24 protein-coding genes and 1 tRNA gene are annotated in these 23599 nt (G+C 41.3%); 18 read left to right on the forward strand and 7 right to left on the reverse strand.

The window, feature by feature from the left end; genetic code table 11:
• Both PASHI_RS19580 and PASHI_RS19585 read left to right on the forward strand, forming a co-directional pair.
• Window positions 1-666, forward strand: a complete 666-nt coding sequence (locus tag PASHI_RS19580; RefSeq protein WP_062566771.1) for a FlgO family outer membrane protein — start codon at window positions 1-3, stop codon at window positions 664-666.
• Between the two features lie 159 nt (window positions 667-825).
• Window positions 826-900: transfer RNA gene (locus tag PASHI_RS19585), tRNA-Arg, on the forward strand.
• Between the two features lie 25 nt (window positions 901-925).
• On the opposite strand, the gene PASHI_RS19590 is transcribed toward PASHI_RS19585, so the two are convergent.
• From PASHI_RS19590 to PASHI_RS19600, 3 genes are all read right to left on the reverse strand, one after another.
• On the reverse strand, window positions 926-1990 hold the full coding sequence (locus PASHI_RS19590) for a zinc-binding dehydrogenase (RefSeq protein WP_062566772.1): 1065 nt from the start codon (window positions 1988-1990) through the stop codon (window positions 926-928).
• Between the two features lie 181 nt (window positions 1991-2171).
• A complete protein-coding gene (gene nhaD, locus PASHI_RS19595; protein ID WP_082422933.1) occupies window positions 2172-3605 on the reverse strand; it encodes a sodium:proton antiporter NhaD in 1434 nt (477 codons plus the stop codon).
• Window positions 3606-3837: 232 nt separating this feature from the next.
• Window positions 3838-4566 (reverse strand): glutathione peroxidase, encoded by a 729-nt coding sequence (locus PASHI_RS19600; RefSeq protein ID WP_062566773.1) that lies wholly within the window; start codon window positions 4564-4566, stop codon window positions 3838-3840.
• A 109-nt stretch (window positions 4567-4675) separates the two neighbouring features.
• Here PASHI_RS19600 and PASHI_RS19605 point away from each other — a divergent pair, with 109 nt between their 5' ends.
• Window positions 4676-5575 carry a LysR substrate-binding domain-containing protein gene (locus PASHI_RS19605; RefSeq protein ID WP_062566774.1) on the forward strand — a complete coding sequence of 300 codons (900 nt, stop codon included), beginning with the start codon at window positions 4676-4678 and terminating at the stop codon, window positions 5573-5575.
• Here the strand turns inward: PASHI_RS19605 and PASHI_RS19610 are convergent.
• Window positions 5558-6748: a flagellar assembly protein FlgT gene (locus PASHI_RS19610; RefSeq protein WP_062566775.1), complete on the reverse strand. Its 1191-nt coding sequence runs from the start codon at window positions 6746-6748 to the stop codon at window positions 5558-5560. The two genes, PASHI_RS19605 and PASHI_RS19610, sit on opposite strands and share 18 nt — an antisense overlap.
• 110 nt (window positions 6749-6858) lie before the next feature.
• Between PASHI_RS19610 and PASHI_RS19615 the strand changes: the two genes are divergently transcribed.
• The gene (locus PASHI_RS19615) at window positions 6859-7317 is read left to right on the forward strand and encodes an LPP20 family lipoprotein (protein WP_062566776.1); all 459 of its coding nucleotides are present in this window, start codon (window positions 6859-6861) and stop codon (window positions 7315-7317) included.
• Window positions 7318-7430: 113 nt separating this feature from the next.
• Here PASHI_RS19615 and flgN read toward each other — a convergent pair whose 3' ends face one another.
• The 3 genes from flgN to flgA all read right to left on the reverse strand — a co-directional run bounded on the left by flgN (window position 7431) and on the right by flgA (window position 8958).
• Complete coding sequence (flgN, locus tag PASHI_RS19620) at window positions 7431-7862, reverse strand: flagellar protein FlgN (protein WP_054562224.1); 432 nt, start codon at window positions 7860-7862, stop codon at window positions 7431-7433.
• Window positions 7855-8175, reverse strand: coding sequence for a flagellar biosynthesis anti-sigma factor FlgM (gene flgM / locus PASHI_RS19625; RefSeq protein ID WP_054553314.1), 321 nt, complete (start codon window positions 8173-8175; stop codon window positions 7855-7857). Before flgM ends, flgN begins: the two co-directional genes overlap by 8 nt.
• 78 nt (window positions 8176-8253) lie before the next feature.
• Window positions 8254-8958: a flagellar basal body P-ring formation chaperone FlgA gene (gene flgA / locus PASHI_RS19630; protein WP_058586425.1), complete on the reverse strand. Its 705-nt coding sequence runs from the start codon at window positions 8956-8958 to the stop codon at window positions 8254-8256.
• Window positions 8959-9100: 142 nt separating this feature from the next.
• Between flgA and PASHI_RS19635 the strand changes: the two genes are divergently transcribed.
• The 14 genes from PASHI_RS19635 to PASHI_RS19700 all read left to right on the forward strand — a co-directional run bounded on the left by PASHI_RS19635 (window position 9101) and on the right by PASHI_RS19700 (window position 23258).
• Complete coding sequence (locus PASHI_RS19635; RefSeq protein ID WP_054562222.1) at window positions 9101-10033, forward strand: chemotaxis protein; 933 nt, start codon at window positions 9101-9103, stop codon at window positions 10031-10033.
• A 21-nt stretch (window positions 10034-10054) separates the two neighbouring features.
• The gene (locus tag PASHI_RS19640; protein WP_054562221.1) at window positions 10055-10885 is read left to right on the forward strand and encodes a CheR family methyltransferase; all 831 of its coding nucleotides are present in this window, start codon (window positions 10055-10057) and stop codon (window positions 10883-10885) included.
• Between the two features lie 135 nt (window positions 10886-11020).
• Complete coding sequence (gene flgB, locus PASHI_RS19645; RefSeq protein ID WP_054562220.1) at window positions 11021-11431, forward strand: flagellar basal body rod protein FlgB; 411 nt, start codon at window positions 11021-11023, stop codon at window positions 11429-11431.
• Window positions 11432-11433: 2 nt separating this feature from the next.
• Entirely contained in the window at window positions 11434-11865 is a 432-nt protein-coding gene (flgC, locus tag PASHI_RS19650; RefSeq protein ID WP_058586423.1) for a flagellar basal body rod protein FlgC, read from the forward strand.
• 13 nt (window positions 11866-11878) lie between these two features.
• Window positions 11879-12559, forward strand: coding sequence for a flagellar hook assembly protein FlgD (locus PASHI_RS19655; protein ID WP_062566777.1), 681 nt, complete (start codon window positions 11879-11881; stop codon window positions 12557-12559).
• 51 nt (window positions 12560-12610) lie between these two features.
• Window positions 12611-13978 (forward strand): flagellar hook protein FlgE, encoded by a 1368-nt coding sequence (gene flgE, locus PASHI_RS19660; protein ID WP_058586421.1) that lies wholly within the window; start codon window positions 12611-12613, stop codon window positions 13976-13978.
• A 160-nt stretch (window positions 13979-14138) separates the two neighbouring features.
• Window positions 14139-14903: a flagellar basal body rod protein FlgF gene (locus tag PASHI_RS19665; RefSeq protein WP_054553307.1), complete on the forward strand. Its 765-nt coding sequence runs from the start codon at window positions 14139-14141 to the stop codon at window positions 14901-14903.
• A gap of 21 nt (window positions 14904-14924) precedes the next feature.
• On the forward strand, window positions 14925-15713 hold the full coding sequence (gene flgG / locus PASHI_RS19670; protein WP_054553306.1) for a flagellar basal-body rod protein FlgG: 789 nt from the start codon (window positions 14925-14927) through the stop codon (window positions 15711-15713).
• 15 nt (window positions 15714-15728) lie between these two features.
• Entirely contained in the window at window positions 15729-16412 is a 684-nt protein-coding gene (gene flgH / locus PASHI_RS19675; protein WP_054562216.1) for a flagellar basal body L-ring protein FlgH, read from the forward strand.
• A gap of 12 nt (window positions 16413-16424) precedes the next feature.
• Window positions 16425-17519, forward strand: a complete 1095-nt coding sequence (locus PASHI_RS19680) for a flagellar basal body P-ring protein FlgI (RefSeq protein WP_054562215.1) — start codon at window positions 16425-16427, stop codon at window positions 17517-17519.
• Window positions 17520-17713: 194 nt separating this feature from the next.
• Window positions 17714-18682: a flagellar assembly peptidoglycan hydrolase FlgJ gene (flgJ, locus tag PASHI_RS19685; RefSeq protein ID WP_062566778.1), complete on the forward strand. Its 969-nt coding sequence runs from the start codon at window positions 17714-17716 to the stop codon at window positions 18680-18682.
• A 13-nt stretch (window positions 18683-18695) separates the two neighbouring features.
• Window positions 18696-20705: a flagellar hook-associated protein FlgK gene (flgK, locus tag PASHI_RS19690; protein WP_058586418.1), complete on the forward strand. Its 2010-nt coding sequence runs from the start codon at window positions 18696-18698 to the stop codon at window positions 20703-20705.
• 2 nt (window positions 20706-20707) lie between these two features.
• Window positions 20708-21940, forward strand: a complete 1233-nt coding sequence (gene flgL, locus PASHI_RS19695; protein ID WP_062566779.1) for a flagellar hook-associated protein FlgL — start codon at window positions 20708-20710, stop codon at window positions 21938-21940.
• A 346-nt stretch (window positions 21941-22286) separates the two neighbouring features.
• A complete protein-coding gene (locus PASHI_RS19700; RefSeq protein WP_062566780.1) occupies window positions 22287-23258 on the forward strand; it encodes a flagellin N-terminal helical domain-containing protein in 972 nt (323 codons plus the stop codon).
• The last annotated feature ends 341 nt before the right edge of the window (window positions 23259-23599 follow it).

The following is a 23599-nucleotide window of genomic DNA, read 5'->3' on the forward strand; positions in this document are numbered from 1 at the left end:
ATGAAAGGTTTTATCTTAGCATCGTTAACGCTCGCACTATCTGGCTGCCAATTGCTGCCGGAGCAATCAGCAGAGCCGCAAAATACAGCTCAAAATGTACCTGCATCAGCAAATACTCAAGTCGATTACGTTGCTATGCTACAAGCGCTTGAACAAAATGATATGCAGCAGGATAACGCTAACCATCGTTTATTTGTGCCTTATCAACATCATAAAACCGTTGTTAATTATGTCGAGCAAATGGCCCTTGAGTTAGTGGATACCATGCAACAAGAAAGCGAGTTAGGAATAGCCATAACTAGCTTTGTTGATTTAGATGCGAGCCTAAAAAATAGCTCTCAACTTGGTAATCAACTCTCTGAAACAATGATGCATCAGCTGCAAAAATTTGGCTTTGGCGTTGTTGATTTTAAAGCGATGGATATCATTAGTGTGACATCACGTGGTGATTTTGTGATGTCGCGAGATGTAGAAGAGTTAGCCGAGCGTCGCATCGCGAGCCATGTACTTACAGGCACGCTGATATACCGCCCAAATGGTGTTGAAGTGAATGCTCGAGTAATTAATTTAAACTCAAAGCTGGTTATTGCCAGCGCACAAAAAGTGATCCCATATTTTGTGTTAAAAAATGAGTCAATCAAATCAGCAACGGCTAGCGTTAACTAGCCTCATTATTTTGCCAATCGACTTACTCACAAGTCGATTGGTTTATTCTCTTGATTACCAAAGCCTTAGACCGTTATAATTTTCCGTAAGCTGTAAGCTGTAAGCTGTAAGCTGTAAGCTGTAAGCTGTAAGCTGTAAGCTTTACCTCAGCTTTTGAGTGGCCTCTTAGTTAAATGGATATAACGGCCCCCTCCTAAGGGGCAGTTACAGGTTCGATTCCTGTAGGGGCTACCAAGTTTCTTCAGCAGCCCCAATTAAATTAACCCGTTACTTTTTCAAGCTCGCCTGTGCGCCATGGTTCAATGATGATTTTGATATGGTCGTTTGGTTTAAATAAGGTATCAAACGCACCTTGTACGCCGTCTATGCCGACTTTACCAGTACGCATTTTTTGCCATGCAATTTTGCCTGACGCGATGTTCTCAAGTGATTGTGCAAACTCTTCTGGCTGGTAGTAATAAGAGAAAATAAGGTCTAACTCTTTCACTGTGGCATAGGCAAAGTTAACGTTGAGTGGCGCGGTATGTACACCCGTTACAATGATTTTTGCTTTTGCTGGTGCACGTAAAATGTAGTCGTTCAATAAGCGGCTTACACCGGCACATTCAAAAATAACCACCTTATTGTTACCCGCAAGTTCTGCGGCTTTAGCAACTTCATCACCTTCCATAGGGTTAACATATTCTGTGGCGCCAAATTCAAGGGCAATTTGTTTTTTGCTCTCTTGTGGATCAGAGGCAATGATGTGTTTTACGCCTTGAAGCTTTAACGCGGCAATCGCGGCAAGGCCAATTGGGCCACAACCAACCACAATGGCAACATCATCATTATTCATTTGTGCGCGGTTCACTGCGTGCAGGCCAACAGCAAGTGGTTCTGTAATGGCTGCCGCTTCTGATGGAACAGCATCAGGAATAGGTAATATTAAGGCTTCATCAACAATAAAGTATTCAGAATAGGCACCATATAGCCCTGGGGTTACACCTACGCCAGCGCCGCCCGCAGAAAGTAAAATTGGTACTGAGGTGACACGGGTGCCTTTCGCTAATTCGCCTTTAGTATTTGGGCCGTAGCTAACGATTTCAGCCGCATATTCATGGCCTAATAATACTTCTTGGTCATCGCCTGCATCTTTAGCCATGATGCCAAGGTTTTTATAGATATCGAATACATCGCTGGTGTGGCGGGTTATATGAATATCAGAACCGCAAATGCCGCAAGCTAGGCTTTTTACCAGTACTTGGCCGGGTCCAGGTGTAGGGATATCAATTTGTTTTACATGCAGCTTGCCATTTTGCATGGCAACAGAATTCATTTGGCTCATATGTGTGTCCTCAATTCACCTTATTTGTGAATTATTAGACTAAAGTAAAGCGCCTGTCTTAATCTTGACTTTTTGCGACAAAAACACAGCTTATTACGACACTGCTGTTTATAAACTGCTCATTGTGGAATATTTAAAGTAAAAACCCTCAAAGTGATAAGGGTTTTTACTTTATTAAGGTTTAGCCGAAGTAGGCTGTATTGAGGTATAAATGAGTTAATACTCCAGCAAAGTAACCTAGTAAAATGACCGGCGACCATTTTAAGTGGCTATTAAAGGTGTATATCCCTCGCGCTTGACCCATTAGTGCAACTCCTGCCGCAGAGCCAATTGATAACAGGCTGCCACCAATTCCTGCTGTTAGCGTAATAAGCAGCCATTGACCGTGCGACATATCAGGCATCATTTGTAACACTGCAAACATCACTGGAATGTTATCGACTACCGCTGACATTAAACCAAGAATAATGTTCGCACCGGTAGCAGACCAGTTGTTATAAAGTAAGTCAGAAAGCAGCGCTAAGTAGCCGATAAACCCTAAGCCTCCAACACAAATAACGATGCCATAGAAGAACAAGAGCGTGTCCCACTCGGCTCTCGATACACGGCTAAATACATCAAAAGGAACAACGTTACCTAAGCGAGATAAGCGTTCTTTATCACCTTCGCGCTCTGCCATCGCACGCTTTCTAGCAAGAGAGCCGGGGAGTGTCACGCGTAAGAAGTAACCAAAAAATTGTAAATAGCCAAGGCCCATCATCATGCCCACAACCGGTGGTAAACCAAAGGCGGTTTTTAGCACCACCGCGGTGAGTATTGTCAGTAAGAATAAGCACAATATGCGAAGCGCACCCCGTTTAAGTTCAATATCTTCATCGGCCGTATCCGGGTGACGGTTATTGATAAATAAAGACATAACAAATGCAGGAATAATATAGCTGACTAAAGCTGGTAGGAATAAAACAAAGAACTCGGTAAAGGCAACAACATCGGCTTGCCAAACCATCAGTGTCGTGATGTCACCAAATGGGCTGAATGCGCCACCGGCATTTGCGGCTATTACAATATTGACGCACGACATAGCAATGAAGCGGTTATCATTTGCTGCTACCTTCATTACCACTGCGCATAAAAGTAGGGCAGTAGTTAAGTTATCGGCTACAGGTGAAATACAAAATGCCAGTACACCGCTTATCCAAAATAATTGTTTGTAGCTAAAGCCCCTCGCAACCAACCAACTTCTTAGACCATCAAATAAACGACGCTCTTCTAGTGCGTTGATGTAGGTCATCGCAACGAGCAAAAATAGCATTAACTCCGAAAATTCTAACAAGGCGTGACGAAATGCGTCGGTGCTAAGATCAGATAAGTTTTGTGCACTGTACTGCCAAGCAATAAGGGTCCAAATAATCCCGGCTGCAACCAATACGGGTTTTGATTTGCGTAAGTGAATTTTTTCTTCGAGTATGACGAGCACATAAGCAAAGATAAAAATAACAAGGCAGATAATGCCAACAGGGTGGGTAAGTAAATCGATAGTACCAGTTGACGCAGCATGAGCTTGGCCACCGAAACATAGCAAGGAAAGGAGCAATCCTTGTGTTAGTTTTTTCATTGTATATTCCAATTAAATCATCTTAATTTCGTTACGGTTTAAGTAAATGTAGCTGCAGACATTTTAGATTCATTCTTTGCTTTATGTAACAAATTGGTAACTAAGATGTTGGTATTTTGAATATAAATACGGGTGATGGCGAGAGCAGACCAGTTATATAATTTATTATTTAATCAATGTGTTGTGGTTTTAAAATAATAAAGGGCTGCAATTAGCAGCCCTAACTTGAAAATTATGCAAAGTGTTTTTCTAAATCGTCAGAGCCACCAATGTGCTCACCGCCTATGAATACTTGCGGAACTGTTTCACGACCAGAAATCGCTTTTAAACTAGTTAGTGAAGCGTGTTGACCTAATACAATTTCTTCGTACACATAACCTTTGGCCTCTAGTAACGCTTTAGCTTTTGTACAGAACGGACAATTAGGCTTAGTAATAATGCTCACAGATTCTGGTTTTACCTGTGCTGGGTTAATGTATTCGAGCATGGTATCTGCATCAGACACTTCAAACGGGTCGCCAGGCTTTTGTGGCTCGATGAACATTTTTTCGATAACGCCGTCTTTAACTAGCATAGAATAACGCCAGCTACGCTTACCAAAACCTAAGTCGTTTTTATCGACTAGCATACCCATGCCGTCGGTAAATTCGCCGTTGCCGTCTGGCAATAAAGTGATATTTTGCGCTTCTTGGTTTTGTGCCCATGCATTCATTACGAAGGTATCGTTTACAGAAATACAGACAATGTCATCAACACCGTTTTGTTTAAATACAGCCGCAAGCTCGTTATAACGTGGCAAGTGAGTTGATGAACATGTTGGTGTAAATGCACCTGGTAATGCAAATAGCACAACTGTTTTACCTTTAAAAATTTCGTCAGTGGTCATTGATTTCCACTGCTCGTCTACACGTGTTGCGAATGTAACGTTTGGTACTTTTTGGCCTTCAATATTGTTTAACATTGTTTTGATTCCTCTTGATTTGTTGAGTGCCATTATGCGATTAAATTTTCGATAGCTCCAATCGTTTGTTTGTATTAGTATGATAGGTAAAAGCTATTGGGGGTGTGATATGAATTTAAAAGACTTTGAATACGTAAAAGCGGTTGCACAATACAAGCACTTCAGAAAAGCAGCTGATGCTTGCTATGTCAGCCAACCGACATTAAGCGGGCAAGTTAAAAAGCTTGAACAAGAGCTGGGGGTTGTTATTTTTGACCGTTCAACAAAGCAGGTCACGTTGACTGTGCAAGGTGAACAACTTCTTAAGCAGATCACACTGATCCTAGATCAAACCCAAGTGCTTAAAGAAATAGCCGCCAGCTCACATGACCCACTAAAGGGTAAAATCAATGTAGGTATTATTCCTACCATTGCACCTTATTTACTGCCAACACTCTTAACTTCTATGAAGCAGGCCTTTAGTGAAACCCAGTTTTCATTTATAGAAATGCAAACAGCGCAAACGCTGGTGGCTCTTGATAATGGTGAGATTGATATTGCAATTGTTGCTGATGTGGCTGATTTAGCGCCTTATCATGTGTCACCGCTTTATAAAGAAGACTTCTTAGTTGCAGTTTCTGAGCAACACGCTTTAGCAAAACATACTGAAGTTGCGTTGGCTCAATTACATGAATGTGACTTATTAATGTTAAACGAAGGGCATTGCTTTAAAGAGCAAGCAGAGCAATTTTGTTTTTCAGCTGGGGTTGAAGTCTCGAACCAATATAAAGGTAACAGTATTGAAACCTTACTCGCGTTGGTGGCAATGGATGATGGGGTAACCTTTGTTCCTAAGCTTGCATGTACACCACGTGAAGGAGTGAAGTATTTAGCTATAACACCAAATCAGCAACGCCAAGTTGTCATTGCAACTCGTAAACACTACCCACATATAGCAGGCGTTGAGCAATTAGCTAGTTGGCTAAATGCTCATGAAGGCCTACAAGCTCATTTACTCACTAGCAGCTAATTCAACAATATCGTTAATTTGAATGTTAGGCAGTGGTTGCTTATCTATACTCATGGCAACCGCTGATTGCTGATAAAGCTGAGTCACTTTTACCTGATTAAGTGTAGTGATTTTGTGCGGGAGCTTATTACCCTGTGCATCCGTTAGGTAATTATGATGGGCAATATTTAAAATTTGCCCTTGCTCAAGCCCATGCGCCTTACCCAAGTTGATGATTAGCCTGCCGTTTTCTATATGCAGTATTTTACCTTGCGTGGGTAAGCAGGCCATAGCTGCTTGTAAGTCATAGGTTAGGGTTTGGTTTATATCGCTAATAGCTTGGCCATAGTCAGTTGCCCAAAATCGGTCGCTATATACATCGATGATCTCAGTCTTTTTATACGGCCAAATACCTTCTGTTTGGTAGCTTTTTTGCCAGAGCTTTTCGTAAGTGGTGCCATCAAATAAGACGTAATCTACTTTGTATGCACGCTTGAAACTATCATCTTGCCAAAATGCATAATCGTTGTTGATCTTATGGTTAACTGATAAATCACGAATACGGCTCAGTAATACATATTGCGAGTTACTGCGGCTAGTGATCTCTTCAAGTAGCGCATTACTGTAATCGTATTGCTGAGTGAAAAAATGATCTACTCGCAAAGGCATATTGTAATAGGCTGTCGGTTTAGCTGCCATTTGCGTATTACTTAAGCTGGCATATAAGTGTTCACTAATGGCTTTGTTTACGTCAAAAATTTGGCCCATACGCGCTTGCTCGCGATTGGCGAGTTGGCTTTGTGTCACAGCAATAAATTTTGTGTATTGGTTTGCAGGGCATTCTTCTGCTTGAGCAAAAATATCGAGGCGAAGCGTGATGGCATAGGTGTCGTTATGGCGGTCTTCGCTGATCAATTCTATTTTCTGGATTTCACCATGGCTGCTTATTTTCAGCTGATCTTGCGTCAAAACCCCGTCAACTAAGGTCTGTACAGAGGTTACTCGAGCGCCAGAAAACACTAAAGCCTGAGTTATGGCGTCTTTAATGGCGGCAGATTTGGCTTGGCTCGTATCGCCATTTTTTACAACTGCATGGCCTGTAGATTCAAACCACTGAGCTAAGCTATTGTTAGAAAACAAAATTGTAAAGGCTAAGCCAAGGCCTTTTAAGCTGGCTATTGTTTTATTTTTCATGCTGACACCTAGCATTAAAACCAATGAATAACCTAAATGAGCAAGGACTGTACCACAGTGGCATTAAACGTGCATATTTGTAGCCAAAGAGTTTTAAGCGGAAGCAAATTATGCGAGCACTTCTATTCGGTGGGCTGGTTGCCTGCGCAGCATTAACCGGCTGCAGTAGTATTTTTGATAAACATGTAGAATACACTTACATTGAGCCAGATAGCTACCCAGTGCTAAAAGCCGTGGGTTATGCGCCAATTAGTGCTCAACCAGGTAACAATGAATCGCAGCGTACTCTACTTGCGATTAAAGCCTCAAAGCTTGAAGCTTACCGCGAGCTTGCTGAGCAAGTTTACGGGCAAAGAATTTCCGCAGGCACCACAGTGCAAAATAGTATTGCTCATAACGATCAATTACAAAGCCAAGTACAAGGTGTGATTAAAGGCGCACAGGTTATTAAAACCTATGCGGTAGGGGATACCTACGCAACTGAATTACAGCTTGATATGAAGCGAGTGCACGATTTATACATCGGCGAAGTAAAACCGCGCCAAGTGAAAAAAGTAACATATTATTAGGTGCAACTTAGTCTAGTTGTAACCTATTGGCTTGCCGCATAAGTCCAGCAAATTCTGCAAGCATTAAAAAAGCGCGATAACTTAGTTATCGCGCTTTTTTAATGAAATAGTATTTAGGCTTTCAAGTTGTGAACGATTTTCTTATCGCCTTGAATCACGCTGCCGCCTTGGTCGTAGGTCATCGATGATGGTGCACCGATTAAAATATCTTTAAGTTGCTTAACACTCAACTGTGCTTGATGGGCCGCGTGAGCGTTTACATCATTTTTCTTCTTGCAGCTTGCTAGGAGAGTATTTACTTGCTTAATGAGTGCACTTACTTCGTCATCTTGCGATTCGTTGTGCGCAACAAGCTTTTGCACTTCTTTATCAATGGTTTGAATTTGTTGGAGCAAAGAGATTTTTTGTTGGGCAATACTCTTTAATCCGTCACCACGCTTTGCAGCAATGGCTGTCAACTCATCATCTAACAGCGCAGCAATAGACTCCAAGCAAGAAACTTGTTGTGTTAATTTGCTAGCTATTAAATGATTATGATCAGCCATAGACATCAAACTCGAATGCAGCGATGTTCTTTGCTAGCTTTTCAGCATCAATTTGGTATTTACCTTCACTGATTGCCTTTTTCAGCTCAGCCACTTTATTGCTATCAAAGCCAGATGATTGCTCTGCTTTTTCTTGCAAAGATTTTAGCTGCTTAGCTTGAGGAGTTAAGCTCACAGAATCTGCACTTGCTTTTGGTGCGGCCGATTTTGCAGCGGCTGCATTAGCATTATCTTTTTGTAAATCAAGCTTTTTTTGCTTGGTATTTGTCAACACAGAAGGCTGTTGTTGACCATTATTGACATTGCTTACCATAATTTTGACCTATACATTACCCAACATATGCCTATATATCGGCGGGCACAGCGGATACTTTAGCATAAATATAAAAAATTAAATATTTACTTGTACAGACTCGACCCCATCCACACGTGCATTTAATACTTTACCTGATTTTTTGTTTTTTACACGTACTAATTCGTCTAACGTGCCATCTTCTAGAGCAATTCCGGTGGTTTTAATTCTTAAGCCGCGTAATGAAGCATAGATAGTTACATTATCGCCTTTACAAACCATACAAACCTGGCTCATTACAATCGGACTACCATCACGCAAGTTACGCTTACTGCGACTGCCAATAAGTATAGCCTCATCTTGAACATATTGCGTTCTAACAAATTGCTTTGGCTTCATTTCGAGGCGTAAATGTTCAGGGCGAATGACCTCTCCACGGGCTAAATTAGTGGTAACAACAACCACAGGTTCTAGCTCAATAATGCGCACGTGAACGTATTGGGTCCAACTATTTAAATCTTGGCACTTAAGTTGTACAGTTACCTGCCGATTAAAAGGAGGCTCTGTTGGTAACTCTTTGTTAATTGGTGACTCACATAACCTCTCAGGAATGCGACTATCTAATGGTAAAGCACTAATTTGAGGTGTGGTGTCCAGATCAGGGAGCTGCTCGCTAACAAAATCGATGGCGATTTGTTGAAGTTGCTCGGTATTATAAACTTCTGCCTGTAGTTGTGTTGTAAACAACAGGCTAGTAAGAAAATAAAAAACACTGTATCTTCGGCTTTTTTTTAACAAACTCATATTGTTTCGACTATGCTTATGGTTGAAAACAAGGTATAAATATTTTGCGTCAAAAAACAGACGCTTTGTAACCTTATGTAGCTTTAACACAAAGAATGCAATTATTGTTCCAGCTCTGATTGTTTATCTTTAGGAGATTGAAATGGCAGGCATTTTAGACTCAGTTAACCAGCGTACTCAGTTGGTTGGGCAAAACCGCCTTGAATTACTATTATTCAAACTCAGAGGGCGACAACGCTTTGGTATAAACGTGTTTAAAGTAAGAGAGGTTCTGCAATGTCCACCACTTACTAACATGCCTAAATCAAATGCGTACATTCGCGGTGTTGCGCATATCCGTGGTCAAACTATCTCTGTTATTGATTTATCGATGGCTGTAGGTGGCCCTGCAATTGAAAATATCAAAGACAGTTTTATCATCATTGCTGAGTACAACCGTTCAGTGCAAGGGTTTTTAGTTGGTGGTGTTGAACGCATCGTGAATATGAACTGGGAAAAAATAATGCCGCCGCCTTCGGGAGCCGGACGTTATTCTTACCTAACTGCGGTCACTGAGATTGAAAACGAATTAGTTGAAATTCTCGATGTAGAAAAGATATTAAACGAAATTTGCCCAGTTAACACTGAAGTGAGTGCTGAAGTAGTTGGTGAAGGTGAGATTCAGCGTGACTTAGGTGAGCGTATTGTCTTTATTGCTGATGACTCTGCAGTAGCTCGAAACCAAGTTAAGCGTGCGCTTGAACCTCTAGGTGTACAAACTGAACTAGCTAAAAACGGAAAAGAAGCGCTTTTACGTTTAAGAGAGATTGCTCAGCTCGATTGTCAAAATGATATTACTGAACGTGTTGGTCTATTAATATCTGATGTAGAAATGCCAGAAATGGACGGTTATACCTTAACCGCTGAAATTAAGGCTGATCCAAAATTATCACCTTTGCATGTGATCTTGCATACCTCTTTAAGTGGGGTGTTTAACCAAGCAATGATCGAAAAAGTGGGTGCTGATGATTTTATTGCAAAATTTAACCCAGATGAATTAGCGACAGCTGTGAAGAAGTGGGTTCATTGTGATTAATTATTTATAGGTGGTATTACTTTGGAAAATAAGCATTTACAACAAAGCGAATACGATCAATTCCGCTCTTTTTTAGAGCAACAATGTGGCATTGTGCTTGGCGATAATAAACTTTATTTAGTTAAAAGCCGCCTTGCGCCGCTTATGGCGCGTTTTAATGTTGAGTCTTTATCACAGTTGGTAAGTAAAACACTAAGCCCTCATGAGAGGCAGCTTCGTGCCGCTGTCGTTGATGCGATGACAACCAATGAAACGCTTTGGTTTCGTGACCAATATCCGTTTGAGTTATTGAAAACAAAACTATTTCCTGAGCTTAAAGATGTGCGTAGGCCACTAAAGATATGGTCAGCGGCAAGTTCATCAGGACAAGAGCCGTACTCAATTGCCATGTCGGTTGCCGAGTTCCAATCTAAAAACCCAGGCGTATTAAAGATGGGTGCGCAAATTATTGGCACTGATATCTCTAATACCATGCTTGATATGTGCAAGAATGCTGAGTATGACTCGCTAGCCCTTGCTCGTGGCTTGTCGATGGAGCGTCGTCAAAAGTTCTTCAAGGACAGCGGTAATGGAATGGCTCAGGTAGTTGACCCTATACGTAAAATGGTCAGCTTTAGACATTTAAACTTACTCGATTCATATGCCCTAATGGGCAAGTTTGACATCATATTTTGCCGTAATGTGTTAATTTACTTTTCACCAGAAGTAAAAGCTAAAATCATTTCGCAATTTGCTCAAGCTTTAAACCCGAAAGGTTACCTGTTTTTAGGTGCGTCAGAATCAATGGCGGGCTTAAGTGATAGCTTTGATATGGTTCGTTGTAACCCCGGTATCATCTATCAGAAAAAGTAAACTCTCCTTAGCAACCTAGCCCTTAGGTTGCTAAATTTACCTATTTTTCAGTCTCTTATATAAATTAAATCACTCCTAAATTTTTGGCTTAGCTTTTGCATTAACCACTACAGAGTCAATTTTTTGGAGATGGTTATGGCTATCAGTTTTGATAAAGCATTTGGTGTTCATCCTCATGCGATGTTGATCCGTTCACAACGCGCTGAGTTATTAGCGACAAATATCGCTAATGCTGATACGCCGGGCTATAAAGCGAAAGATATCGATTTTGCCTCGGCATTAAAAGCGGCAAAAAGCAACCAGCAAGGCGGCAATAGCATGGTAAGAACCGATGCTAAACATATTGCCGGGGGCAGTCGTTTTGTTGGCAGTGCAGAAATGTTTCGTACGCCAAATCAAGCAGATACAGGTGATGGTAACTCAGTCGATATACAAGTGGAACGAAACTTGTATGTACAGAACTCATTAGAGTATCAGGCAAGCCTGCAATTTATGAGTAGTAAAATTAAAGGCCTTAAAAAAGCCCTCGGTAGTCAAGGAGCTTAATCATGAGTTTGTATAATGTTTTTGATATTTCAGCAACCGGTATGAGTGCACAAAATGTTCGCTTAAATACCACAGCCAGTAATATCTCGAATGCGAATACGATTAGTTCCAGCCAAGATCAGACATACCGAGCGCGCCATCCTGTTTTTGCTGCAGAGCTGACTAAAGCGTCATCATCACAAAGCAATCCTCAGGGCTCTTCTGTTGGCGTTAAAGTATTAGGTGTTGTAGAGAGCGATAAACCTCTGCAAATTGAATATAACCCGAACCACCCAAGTGCGGATGAAAATGGTTATATCTACAAACCTAACGTTAATGTTGTAGAAGAAATGGCAAATATGATTTCAGCCTCTCGCTCTTACCAAACAAATGTGCAAGTTGCTGATGCAGCTAAGCAAATGTTAAGTAAAACACTGTTGCTTGGGCAGCGGTAACCGAGGATAAGTTATGAGTAACGACATCAGCAGTGCGTCATCAACGTATTTAGATAATTTACGTTGGCAAGACAATCAAAATAAAACAGAAGAGAAAGATGATACTTTAACGCAAGAAGACTTCTTCTCACTTTTAACACAACAGTTGTCGTTTCAAGACCCAAGCAAGCCAGCTGACAACGATCAAATGATTGCGCAGATGACGAATTTCACTATGGCTGAGGGTATTTCAAACTTAAATGAGAAGTTTGAATCACTCACTGCATCAATGACATCTAACTCTGCCTTACAGGCTTCAACGCTTGTTGGTAAGCAAGCGTTACTTGAGTCTGACACCATTGATTTTGATGGCGAAAATCTCGCTAAAGGTTCTGTGGTTGCAGAAACCGCTGTTGAATCTTTAACGCTAAGAATAACGGATTCATCAGGCCAGTTAGTGCGTACCATTGAATTAGGTTCTCAGTCAGCGGGTGCACTTCGTTTTGAATGGGATGGTAAAGACAATGATGGCAATGTGCTACCTGAAGGTGAATATGACATCAGTGCTGAAGGCTTTGTAAATGGAGACTACAGCAGTATGCCAATGGCGACCTTTAAGAATATTGAAAGTGTCAATATTAATGGCGCAAGCGGCATTATCGTAAATACAAAAGAGGGTGCGGTTAGGCTAACTGATATAGCTGAAATCGCATAAGTAAAAAAGGTTTGGGTTAGCTTAGGCTAAGAGATAGGTTAGAGGTGAGTTATGAGCTTCAATATTGCATTAACAGGCTTAGCAGCCGCGCAAAAAGATTTAGACGTTACAGCAAATAATATTGCTAACGTGAACACTACAGGCTTTAAAGAGTCTCGTGCAGAGTTCGCTGATGTATACGCATCATCAGTATTTAGTTCTGGTAAAACAAAAAATGGTGACGGTGTAAGAACGACAATGGTGGCACAGCAATTCCACCAAGGTTCGTTATCTTTCACAAATAACTCTCTTGACTTAGCGATCACTGGTGAAGGTTATTTCGCAATGGCGAATGACCTAGGTGCGCAAGACTTCACATATACTCGTGCAGGTGCGTTTAAATTAAATCAGGATAACTTTATTGTTGATGCAAGCGGTAACTACTTACAAGGTTTCCCTGTTGATGAAGCAACTGGTGATACCACTTCTGTTAGCTTAAGTACATCTTCAGCGTTACAAATTCCTGATGCATCAGGTTCACCTCGTGCAACCACGAATGTTTATTCATCATTTAACCTTGATTCACGTGCCTCTGCGCCAACAGTGACACCGTTTGATCCTGAATCAAGTGCTACATATAATAGTTCAACATCAACAACTGTGTATGATTCATTAGGTGAGCCACATATTTTACAGTTCTTCTTCGTTAAAACTGATGCAGCTGTGACAGGTAATGACAATGAGTGGCAAGTATACGCCACACTGGATGAAAAACCATTTGATGCAAGTGGTGTAGAGCAAACAACAACGCCTTATACACCACTAACTACATTCCAATTTGATTCAAGTGGTTTACCACTTAACACGGATGGTGTTGCTAATACTGATGCATCATTTAACCCATTAACTTTACCAAATGGCGCAGGCGCTGCGACAGGTTTATCTGACTTACTATCTAATGGTGCTAGTTTCCCTGATGATGTAACGATGAACTGGCGTGATGAAGCGGCAACAGCGAATAAAGTACCTACTCAATATGCTAGTAACTTTGAAGTAAAAGCACTGGAACAAGATGGTGCGACTGTAGGTCGTCTATCGGGTATCGATATCGGTTCTGACGGTAAAATTGTTGCTTCATACAGTAATGGTGACACTTCATTCTTAGGTCAAGTTGCCATGGTACGCTTTTCGAACTCACAGGGTTTACAACAAGTGGGTGATACTTCTTGGAAGAAGAGTTTAACGTCAGGTGAGCCTATTGCTGGCGAACCAGGTTCAGGTACCTTGGGTTCAATTAACTCATCTGCGCTTGAACAATCAAACGTAAACCTAACTAACGAACTTGTTGACTTGATTAGTGCGCAGCGTAACTTCCAAGCAAATTCACGTGCGCTTGAGGTTAACTCAACACTACAGCAAAACATCCTACAGATCCGTTAATTTTAACGGCTCTAAGCTTAATCCGACACGAAGGCTGCTCCCTCTATTGGCAGCCTTTTTTCATTCTAATTATTCATTTTTCTCTTCTATTTTAGTGTCAATTTTACTTTGGCACTTTTATTGCATTTCTTAGTTATCGTATTTTTAGTGAGTCAATGTTATGGACAAAATGGTCTACATTGCCATGTCGGGTGCTAAGCAAAGTTTGCGAGGTCTTGAACTCAAGGCCAACAACCTTGCTAATGCTAACACCACTGGCTTTAAAGCTGATTTTGCACAAGCTCGCTCTATGCAAGCCTTCGGTGAAGGTCTGCCATCTAGGGTGTTTGCAATGCAAGAACGCCCTGGATCTAATATGGAATCGGGTGGTTTTGTTGAAACTGGCCGCGAGCTTGATATCGCGATGAGTGACCGTGGTTGGTTGAGTGTACAAGATGCATCAGGCAATGAGGCGTACACCAAAACTGGCACATTAAACATTACTCCAGATGGCGCGTTGATCACTAGCCATGGCCGTCAAGTAATTGGCGAAGGTGGTCCAATCATTTTGCCATTACCTATCGAGAAAGTTGAGTTTAGTGAAGACGGTGCTATTCAGGTTCGCCCACAAGGAGCGCCAGCAAACTTTTTGGAAGTGGTTGATCGCTTAAAAGTGATTGAGGCTGATAACACTCAGCTTGAAAAAGGTAATGACGGTTTATTTCGACCAAAAGAAGACATGTTGGTCAATGACCTTTGTGGTTTTTGTGATATTTCACCAAACGTAAAAGTACTGTCGGGTACGCTTGAAATGTCGAACGTAAACCCAGTGCATGAAATGGTCGACATGATCAGCAATCAACGCCAATTTGAATTACAAGTTAAATTAATGAAAACAGCCGAAGAGCTCGACGAGCGTCAAGATCAGCTGTTACGCATTGTTTAAGATGACTGAGAGGGTAGAGTTATGAATCCTGCATTATGGATCAGTAAAACCGGGCTTGACGCCCAACAAACCGATATTTCGGTGATCTCAAATAATCTCGCGAATGCCAGCACGGTCGGCTATAAAAAAAGCCGCGCCGTATTTGAAGATTTACTATATCAAAACATCAATCAACCAGGTGGTCGTTCATCTCAAGACACTGAAATGCCATCGGGTTTAATGCTTGGTGCCGGTGCCAAAGTGGTTGCTAACCAAAAGAACTTTTCACAAGGTAACATGCTTACCACAGAAAATTCATTGGACTGGATGATTTCAGGCCCGGGTTTCTTTGAAGTGCAATTACCAGATGGCAACATTGCATACTCACGTAATGGTCAATTCACCACTGACGAAGATGGTCGCATTGTAACTTCTGGTGCGGGTTTTCCATTACAGCCAGAAATGAACGTACCAGACGATGCACAATCAATTACTGTTTCGCAAGACGGTGAAGTGTCGGTACGTATTTCAGGACAAGCAGAGAACGTGGTAATTGGTCAGCTAACAATTAGTGACTTTATTAATCCATCAGGTCTTGAGCCAATGGGGCAAAACTTGTACACCGAAACCGCTGTGAGTGGTGCACCTGTGCAAGGGAACCCAGGTATCGATGGTTTAGGTACTGTGGTTCAAGGTTCTCTAGAAACGTCTAATGTGAATGTAACAGAAGAACTCGTTAACTTGATCGAAACGCAACGAATTTATGAAATGAATTCAAAAGTGATTTCAGCGGTTGATGAAATGCTTAGTTACATCAATCAACAGCTTTAATGGGTAGGAGGCAGCATGCGTAATATTATCTTAGTCACATCGGCAGCATTAATGCTGGGTGGTTGTATGACAACGCAAAATCATCATGTGGTTCAGGATGACCCTTACTATGCGCCTATGTATCCGGAGCCAACAACAGAGCCAATGGTACCAACGGGTTCGTTGTTTGATAGTTATTCAGCAGATGACTTGTACTCAGATAAAAAGGCATTGCGCGCTGGTGATATCATCACGGTTAAATTGCAAGAATCAACGCAAGCCACCAAAGCCGCTAAAACCGAAACCGATAAAGAAACGGACGCTAGTTTAGACCCTGTTATTGGGCTTGGTGGCAATCCTGTGAATATTGGTGGTGATAGCATTCAGTTTGGTATTGGTTCTGGGGCATCGTTTAAAGGTGATTCAAAGTCTAACCAATCAAATAGCTTATTTGGTGATATTTCTGTCAATGTGATGCGTGTTTTACCTAATGGAAACTTGGTTATTCGTGGTGAAAAATGGCTTACTTTGAATACCGGTGAAGAATTTATTCGCCTTGAAGGCTTAGTTCGTCCTGAAGATGTGCAAGCAGATAACACGGTCACATCAAACCGTATTGCTAATGCGCGAATTCAATACTCAGGTAAAGGGCAAATTCAAGAAACGCAAAGTGCAGGTTGGCTGTCTCGTTTCTTTAGTAGTTCGCTTTTCCCATTTTAGAGGAATAAAGTCATGAATGGGTTTAAATACATCATCGCTCTTTGCTTAATTAGCCTGCAGTTTTCTGCACAGGCTGAGCGAGTCAAAGATGTATCTATGGTTGAGGGCGTGCGCGCAAATCAATTAGTGGGTTATGGTTTGGTTGTCGGTTTGCCTGGCACAGGTGAACAAAGCCGATTTACTCAACAAAGCTTTAAAGCCATGCTGAATGGTTTTGGTATTACCTTACCTGATAGCTTAAAACCTAAGATTAAAAATGTTGCAGCTGTGGCTGTGCATGCAGAGTTACCGGCATTTAGAAAACCCGGTCAAACCATTGATATTACGGTTTCGTCTATCGGTAGTGCCGGTAGTTTACGTGGCGGTACTTTATTACAAACCTTCCTAAAAGGGGTTGATGGTAATACCTATGCGATTGCACAAGGCAGCTTAGTCGTTGGTGGCCTAGGTGCCGAAGGAGCAGACGGTAGCCGTGTAATTATTAACACACCCACAGTGGGCCGTATTCCAAACGGTGCCATTGTAGAGCGTGCTATTAAGAGCCCGTTTATGCAAGGTGACTACATTACCTTTAATTTAAATCGTCCTGATTTCACAACGGCTAAACGCTTAGAGCAAACGATTAATGATTTAGTGGGCCCTGATAGCGCTCAGGCAATCGATGCAGCTTCAGTACGAGTGTTAGCACCGCGTGATGCTTCTCAACGTGTTGCTTATTTGTCGACACTTGAAAACTTAGAGTTTAAGCCAGCAGACACAGCAGCAAAAATTATTGTGAACTCTCGCACAGGCACAATAGTGATTGGCAAAAACGTGAAGCTACAGCCAGCGGCGATTACACATGGTGGTTTAACGGTCACCATTGCTGAGCAGCAAAATGTGTCACAGCCAAATGCTTTAAGTGATGGTGAAACCACGGTTACCAATCAAAGTATTATTGATGTGAACGAAGATGATTCACGTGCTTTTGTATTTAATCCAGGTGTTAATCTTGATGATCTCGTGCGTGCAATCAATGAAGTTGGGGCCGCACCGGGTGATTTAATGGCAATCCTTGAAGCTTTAAAAGAAGCGGGGGCGATAAACGGGCAACTGGTTATCATTTAAATTAAAACGCGCTTTCGAGCGCGTTTTTTGTTTTAGTAATTCTTAAATCGTTCAGTGTATAAACATCAGCCAAAATCTTGGCTCTGAAGTTACTCCATTCCTGTATAAGTTATTAGCCATTCATTTATAAAGTTTTTTATTGGCGCAATTTTTGCATTTTAATTTTCATTATTAACTATTGTGTCAAAAAGCTGATGGATACTAATCATCTCGACAAGCAAAACTTTTTTGATTTAGGCAACTTAGACTCATTACGTCAAAATGCCTTAAAAAGTGATGCCTCTAGCGATGCGTCAAAAGAGGCGCTGAAAAAAGCGGCGGCACAATTTGAATCTATCTTCACTCAGATGCTGCTTAAAAGTATGCGTAAAGCAAATGAAGCGTTTGAAGACAAAGACAGCCCATTTAATTCAAGCGGCGTTAAATTTTTTGAAGAGATGCATGACCAACAAATGTCGATTGAGCTTTCATCAAATGGCTCGTTGGGTCTAGCTGACTTGATTGTTCAGCAACTCTCGCCAGACGGTAAAGAGTTTACACCAGGTTCTGTACTAAGAACGACGGCTGACTTTGATAGTGATAAACGCGCAAGCGGTGTTGTTGATAGCACTACTGAGGCTAAGGCTAAACCACAAGCTGTCGAGGATACATCAGCGAACGAGCAATCAGAAAACCGCTTTGAAGATGCTGAGTCTTTCATTAGCTCTGTTTGGGAGCACGCTAAAAATGCGGCTGAGAAAATTGGCTTAAACCCAGCTGTGATGGTTGCTCAAGCAGCACTTGAGACGGGGTGGGGTAAACACATCATCAGTAAAGCTGATGGCACAAGTAGTAACAACTTATTCAATATTAAATCGGATAGGAGCTGGCAAGGTGATAAAGCAAGCAAAGTCACGCTTGAGTTTGAACAAGGTGTGCCAGTTAAAAAGCAAGCAAGTTTTCGCTCTTATCAATCGATTAAAGATAGTGTGAACGACTTTGTGGATTTTTTAAATGAAAACCCACGTTATCAAGAAGCACTTAATAATACCGCAGAACCTGCAGCCTTTTTAGATTCGTTACAAAAAGCAGGCTATGCAACAGATCCAAATTATGCCGATAAAATTAAGCAGGTATTGAAGCGCGTTGAGCTTCAAAGCGTCGCTGCTTCATTGGTACGTTAAGGAGTAGACCCTCATGTCATTTAGCTTATATGACATAGCAAATGCCGGTGTAAGAGCTAACTCTGAGCTTTTACAAACCACCAGTAAAAACATCGCCAACGTTAATACCGAGGGCTATGTACGTGAGCGTACTGAGTTCACAACCATGATCGATAACCAAGTCGGCCGTGGTGAAACGTATCGCTTACTAAATGAATTTGCACAAAAGCAATTAAATAGAGATACCTCTAATAAAGCGTTCTTTGATCAGTTTGTAACTGAAGCAAGCCGTGTAGATAGCTTGTTTTCAGAAGAGTCAAACAGCTTATCAACGAGCGTAAATTCGTTTTTTAACAATGTACAAGAAAGCTTAAACCAACCGTCATCAACAGTAGCTCGTTCACTGGTCATGACGGATGCACAAAATTTGATTGATCAAATGGACAGATTATCGAGCATTGTGGTTGACCAAAAAGCAGTAGTAAATGAGCAGCTAGAAATCTTTTCAGATGAAGCAAATAACCTGATCCAAAATATCAGTGATTTAAATACCAAGATTGCTTCGGTTCATGGTACTGATCGTGAGTCAGTATCAAGTGGTTTATATAATGAACGTGATAAAGCAATTCGTGATCTATCTGAGCTGATTGATATTGAAACACTCGATGGTAATAACGGCGAGAAACAAGTGTATTTAGGCTCTGGTCAAGCACTTGTAATGCAAAGTGGCACATTTAACCTGTTTTCATTCAGTGGCGATCCAGATCCGAACTTTAAAGAATTAAAACTTGATGTAAACGGTGGCAAAGCCGTGCCGCTTGAAGTTGATGTGAGTAAATTGAAAGGCAAAATTGGTGGCTTACTGGCATTTCGTGACGATATTTTAGTGCCAGCGCAAAACCAACTTGGTCAAATGGGCTTAGCATTAGCCGATGCCTTTAACCAACAAAATAGCTTAGGTATGGACGCTAATGGTGAAATTGGCGGCGATATTTTTGCTATTCCAACGGTAGATGCGTTTGGTTATCAAGCCAATACGGGCACATCAACAATGACGGCAACCCTTGAACCTGGTAAAGGCAGCGAATTGCCAGCAAGTGACTTTATCGTTACTTATACCAGTGCCACCACTGTTGAGATTCAGGCAATCGATAATAAAGGTGAACCCATTGGCACCGCATCTACAGCAAATGTGACTGCCGGTGTGATTGACTCATCAACTATTACAGGTGGTGAAGCGTTTGGTTTACAACTCAACGTATCAGGTGCTGCAAATACTGGTGACCAATTTATGGTTAAGTTGAACTCTCAGGCTGCAACTAGCTTAGAGCTTGCAACTGAACGTCCTGAAGATTTAGCGTTAGCATCACCTATTCGAACTGCGAACGATATCAATAATACCAGTGATGCAAGTATTTCTGCTGGCACAGTGTCCGATATTGACAACTCAACGGGTATTACCGTGGGTCCTCCACCGAGTTTGGCGAATGGCGATATCACACTCGTGAAAACGGCGAATGCTAACGAGTATCAAATTACAGATGGTAACGGTACATCGACGTTTACCATAACACCGCCTGCTGAGAATATTCTTGCTCAAGCAGGGGCGCCTTACGATACCTACGGTTTTGACTTTAATATTGAAGGATCACCTGCAACAGGTGACACCTTCACAGTAGAGTTTAACACTGGTGGTTTTGATGATAACCGTAATGGTTTGCTATTGGCCGATTTACAAAATGGTGAGCTAGTACGTCAAAATGTTGAAGCAAGTAGTACAGCCGATAATCATAAAACGTTTAATCAGGCCTATTCAGGCATTGTCACTGATATTGGTGTAGTGACTAGTCAAGCCCAAACGAATGGTGCGGCCTTTACAGCACTAGCTGATCAGTCAGAAGCTTGGTATGAATCACTATCAGGTGTAAACCTTGATGAAGAAGCGGCAAACTTACTGCGCTTTCAACAATCATATGCTGCATCGGCACAGGTACTTTCAACAGCACGTACTATTTTTGACACCTTATTAAGTGCGGCGAGGTAATTATGCGTATTTCAAATAACATGATGTATAAGAATAACCTTAACTCTATTCTTAACTCACAACAAAATGTAAACAAAGCGCAAGAGCAGGTTAATACTCAAAAGCGTGTATTGACTGCTGCTGACGATCCTTCCGCAACGGCTCGCGCGTTACTTTATACAGATCGCATTCAGGGTAATGAGCAGTTCACAAAAAACATTACTATGCTGAATAGCCGCCTAACAACAGAAGAAAGTGTGCTGCAAAATATTAAAGGCGCACTTGAGTCCGCGTATACGTTATCGATTCAAGCTGGTAACGGTGCCTATAGTGATATCGACCGTGAAGGTATTGCTGAAGAAGTTAAAGCATTGCAAAGTACGGTACTTGATTTGATGAATGCAAAGACCGAAGACGGTAAATTTATCTTTTCGGGTTACCAAGATAATACCCCATCTTATAGTTACAATAGTACTTCTGGACGCTATGAATATGGTGGCGATCAGGGGCAACACAAGATCAAAGTAGCTGAAGGTGTAGAAATCAAATCAAGTGACAATGGTTTTGATACATTCGAAAAAGTAAATGCACGCCTAAATGTAGCTTCAAACGATGGCACAGTTTCGGGCGGTATTACAAGCTCAAAAATTTATGTTACTGAGCAAGCTGATTTCGATAAATTCCATCAGGCAAATTACAACGCTGATCCTGCTGCAGCGGCAAATGCCAATACACTAAGCTTTATTACCACCACAGGCACACCTAATACATTTGTTGTGCAGCAAGCAGGTGTAACAATTGACAGCGGCAGCTTTGAAAACGGTAAAATCGAATATCAAGGTATGGAAATTTCTGTTTCGCCTGTTGCAAACGGCCAAATCGACGTAGACCTTGAAGCGCCACAAAAAGAAAATGCGTTAAATACCTTGGACGATCTGATAGCAGGACTAACCAATCCTGATTTAACCCAAGAAGAGTTTGATCAAGTTTTAGCTGATGCCATCGTACAACTCGATAATGCCAAAAATCAGGTTTCACTTGTTCAGGCCGGTTTGGGTGGTCGGTTAAATACGGCCAAAAAAATCGAACAATCTAATAGTGACTTAGATACTAGCAATAAAGCTGCTAAAGCTGAGCTTGTTGAGCTTGATATGGCTGAAGCGATTACTGAACTCACCAAACAAGAAACATCACTGCAAGCTGCACAGGCAACATTTGGCCGTTTGGCTAACCTCTCATTATTTGATTACTTATAATTTATGTAGGTTAAGCTTATTTAATAAGCTTAACCTATAAAACCTTCCTTAAGCTTTCCATTTAAACAGCGGTTTTAACGCACTCTTTGTCGCGTTTTGATCTTCAGTAATATTCACAGAAACGATTTTAAAGACAACCAGGCGCCATCTTTAGCTAAAGTTTTAAAATATTTTTCCTTTAAATACATCGTGTTAAATAAAAAATGAAAAATTGTTTAAAAATTCACTAAAGGATTTTTTGAGCGGACCGATAACTTAATTAACCAAGCAGAGTAACAAATAACAGTTACCGCTTAATTAGAGTAAGTTTGAGAGTAAATGATAAGTTTACTTCGGGAGAAATATCATGGCACTTTATGTAAATACAAATGTTAGTTCATTAAACGCTCAAAGACAATTAATGAATTCTGGTAACTCACTTGATACATCATTCAAGCGTTTATCATCAGGTCTTCGTATCAACAGCGCAGCTGACGATGCGGCTGGTCTACAAATTTCTGACCGTTTAACATCGCAAATCAACGGTCTTAATCAAGGTAACCGTAACGCGAATGACGGTATCTCTTTAGCGCAAACAGCTGAAGGTTCACTAGACGAAGTAACATCAATGTTCCAACGTATTCGTACTCTTGCACAACAAGCTGCGAATGGTTCAAACACAGATGAAGACCGCTTAGCGATTCAAGAAGAGATTCGTTCATTATCAGCAGAGGTTAACCGTGTAGCTGAAGATACAACATTCGGTGGCCAAAACCTTCTTGATGGTTCATACGATGCTAAATTCCAAGTTGGCGCAGATGCTATCCAAACGATTGGTTTCAGTATGAAGGATGTAGGCGCAACGACGAATGGTGCTAATGGTATGTCTGCAAACGGTGGCTTTACTATGTCAGGTATTGCTCAAGTTGCAACTGCTGTAACAGGTAAGGCGATGTCTAGCCTTGCTGCCGGTATTAGTGGTGTCGATTCTGGTTTAGCACAAGCAAGTGTTGGCTTCTCAAGCTTCGGTGCAACGACTATCAGTGTGTCTTCACAAGGTAACGCTCAACTTATCATGGCAGGTATGGACTCTCTAATCGCTGTTGTTGATAAAAAGCGTGCGGAGTTAGGTGCGGTTCAAAATCGTTTCCAATCAACGATTCGTAACCAATCGAATATCTCTGAAAACTTAAGTGCAGCGAAATCACGTATTAAAGACACCGACTTTGCTCAAGAAACAGCTAACTTAACTAAGATGCAAATCTTACAACAAGCTAGCCAAACAATTTTGAGTCAAGCTAACCAACGCCCTCAAGCGGCACTAAGTTTATTAGGTTAATAGTTGGGATTTGAGTTAAAGTGAAGTCAAAACTTTGACTTAAAGAAAAGCGCCTTTGTCTAATGGGGTATTAACAAAGGCGCTAAGATAGGATTATAAAGCGGAGGCGCTCAAAATCCTGACAGTAGTGTTCTAACATTTGTAAGAACATAAAATATAAAGCACAGATTATGCCATAATTTGTGTGATTGAACCCACTCTTAAACTTATCTCTCTTAAGGCTCCTAAATGGAGCCTTTTTTCATTCCTTTTTAATTTCAATTAATAGTTGGCCTATTAATTGCTCTATTTATTTCAAGTTAATTAACTAACAAGCAAAGTGGCAGTTTTTTGCCCCAGGC

The sequence above is a fragment of the Pseudoalteromonas shioyasakiensis genome (assembly GCF_001550135.1).
Taxonomy (GTDB): Bacteria; Pseudomonadota; Gammaproteobacteria; order Enterobacterales; family Alteromonadaceae; genus Pseudoalteromonas; species Pseudoalteromonas shioyasakiensis.

Bases quoted from the DNA above. Each gene is read 5' to 3' on its own strand.
- nhaD (WP_082422933.1), bottom strand. From the start codon at position 3,605: ATGAAAAAACTAACACAAGGATTGCTCCTTTCCTTGCTATGTTTCGGT.
- PASHI_RS19700 (WP_062566780.1), top strand. From the start codon at position 22,287: ATGGCACTTTATGTAAATACAAATGTTAGTTCATTAAACGCTCAAAGA.
- PASHI_RS19635 (WP_054562222.1), top strand. From the start codon at position 9,101: ATGGCAGGCATTTTAGACTCAGTTAACCAGCGTACTCAGTTGGTTGGG.
- flgB (WP_054562220.1), top strand. From the start codon at position 11,021: ATGGCTATCAGTTTTGATAAAGCATTTGGTGTTCATCCTCATGCGATG.
- flgJ (WP_062566778.1), top strand. From the start codon at position 17,714: ATGGATACTAATCATCTCGACAAGCAAAACTTTTTTGATTTAGGCAAC.
- flgC (WP_058586423.1), top strand. From the start codon at position 11,434: ATGAGTTTGTATAATGTTTTTGATATTTCAGCAACCGGTATGAGTGCA.
- PASHI_RS19590 (WP_062566772.1), bottom strand. From the start codon at position 1,990: ATGAGCCAAATGAATTCTGTTGCCATGCAAAATGGCAAGCTGCATGTA.
- PASHI_RS19580 (WP_062566771.1), top strand. From the start codon at position 1: ATGAAAGGTTTTATCTTAGCATCGTTAACGCTCGCACTATCTGGCTGC.
- PASHI_RS19655 (WP_062566777.1), top strand. From the start codon at position 11,879: ATGAGTAACGACATCAGCAGTGCGTCATCAACGTATTTAGATAATTTA.
- PASHI_RS19615 (WP_062566776.1), top strand. From the start codon at position 6,859: ATGCGAGCACTTCTATTCGGTGGGCTGGTTGCCTGCGCAGCATTAACC.
- flgH (WP_054562216.1), top strand. From the start codon at position 15,729: ATGCGTAATATTATCTTAGTCACATCGGCAGCATTAATGCTGGGTGGT.
- flgK (WP_058586418.1), top strand. From the start codon at position 18,696: ATGTCATTTAGCTTATATGACATAGCAAATGCCGGTGTAAGAGCTAAC.
- flgL (WP_062566779.1), top strand. From the start codon at position 20,708: ATGCGTATTTCAAATAACATGATGTATAAGAATAACCTTAACTCTATT.
- flgA (WP_058586425.1), bottom strand. From the start codon at position 8,958: ATGAGTTTGTTAAAAAAAAGCCGAAGATACAGTGTTTTTTATTTTCTT.
- flgM (WP_054553314.1), bottom strand. From the start codon at position 8,175: ATGGTAAGCAATGTCAATAATGGTCAACAACAGCCTTCTGTGTTGACA.
- PASHI_RS19680 (WP_054562215.1), top strand. From the start codon at position 16,425: ATGAATGGGTTTAAATACATCATCGCTCTTTGCTTAATTAGCCTGCAG.
- flgE (WP_058586421.1), top strand. From the start codon at position 12,611: ATGAGCTTCAATATTGCATTAACAGGCTTAGCAGCCGCGCAAAAAGAT.
- PASHI_RS19605 (WP_062566774.1), top strand. From the start codon at position 4,676: ATGAATTTAAAAGACTTTGAATACGTAAAAGCGGTTGCACAATACAAG.
- PASHI_RS19600 (WP_062566773.1), bottom strand. From the start codon at position 4,566: ATGTTAAACAATATTGAAGGCCAAAAAGTACCAAACGTTACATTCGCA.
- flgG (WP_054553306.1), top strand. From the start codon at position 14,925: ATGAATCCTGCATTATGGATCAGTAAAACCGGGCTTGACGCCCAACAA.
- flgN (WP_054562224.1), bottom strand. From the start codon at position 7,862: ATGGCTGATCATAATCATTTAATAGCTAGCAAATTAACACAACAAGTT.
- PASHI_RS19665 (WP_054553307.1), top strand. From the start codon at position 14,139: ATGGACAAAATGGTCTACATTGCCATGTCGGGTGCTAAGCAAAGTTTG.
- PASHI_RS19610 (WP_062566775.1), bottom strand. From the start codon at position 6,748: ATGAAAAATAAAACAATAGCCAGCTTAAAAGGCCTTGGCTTAGCCTTT.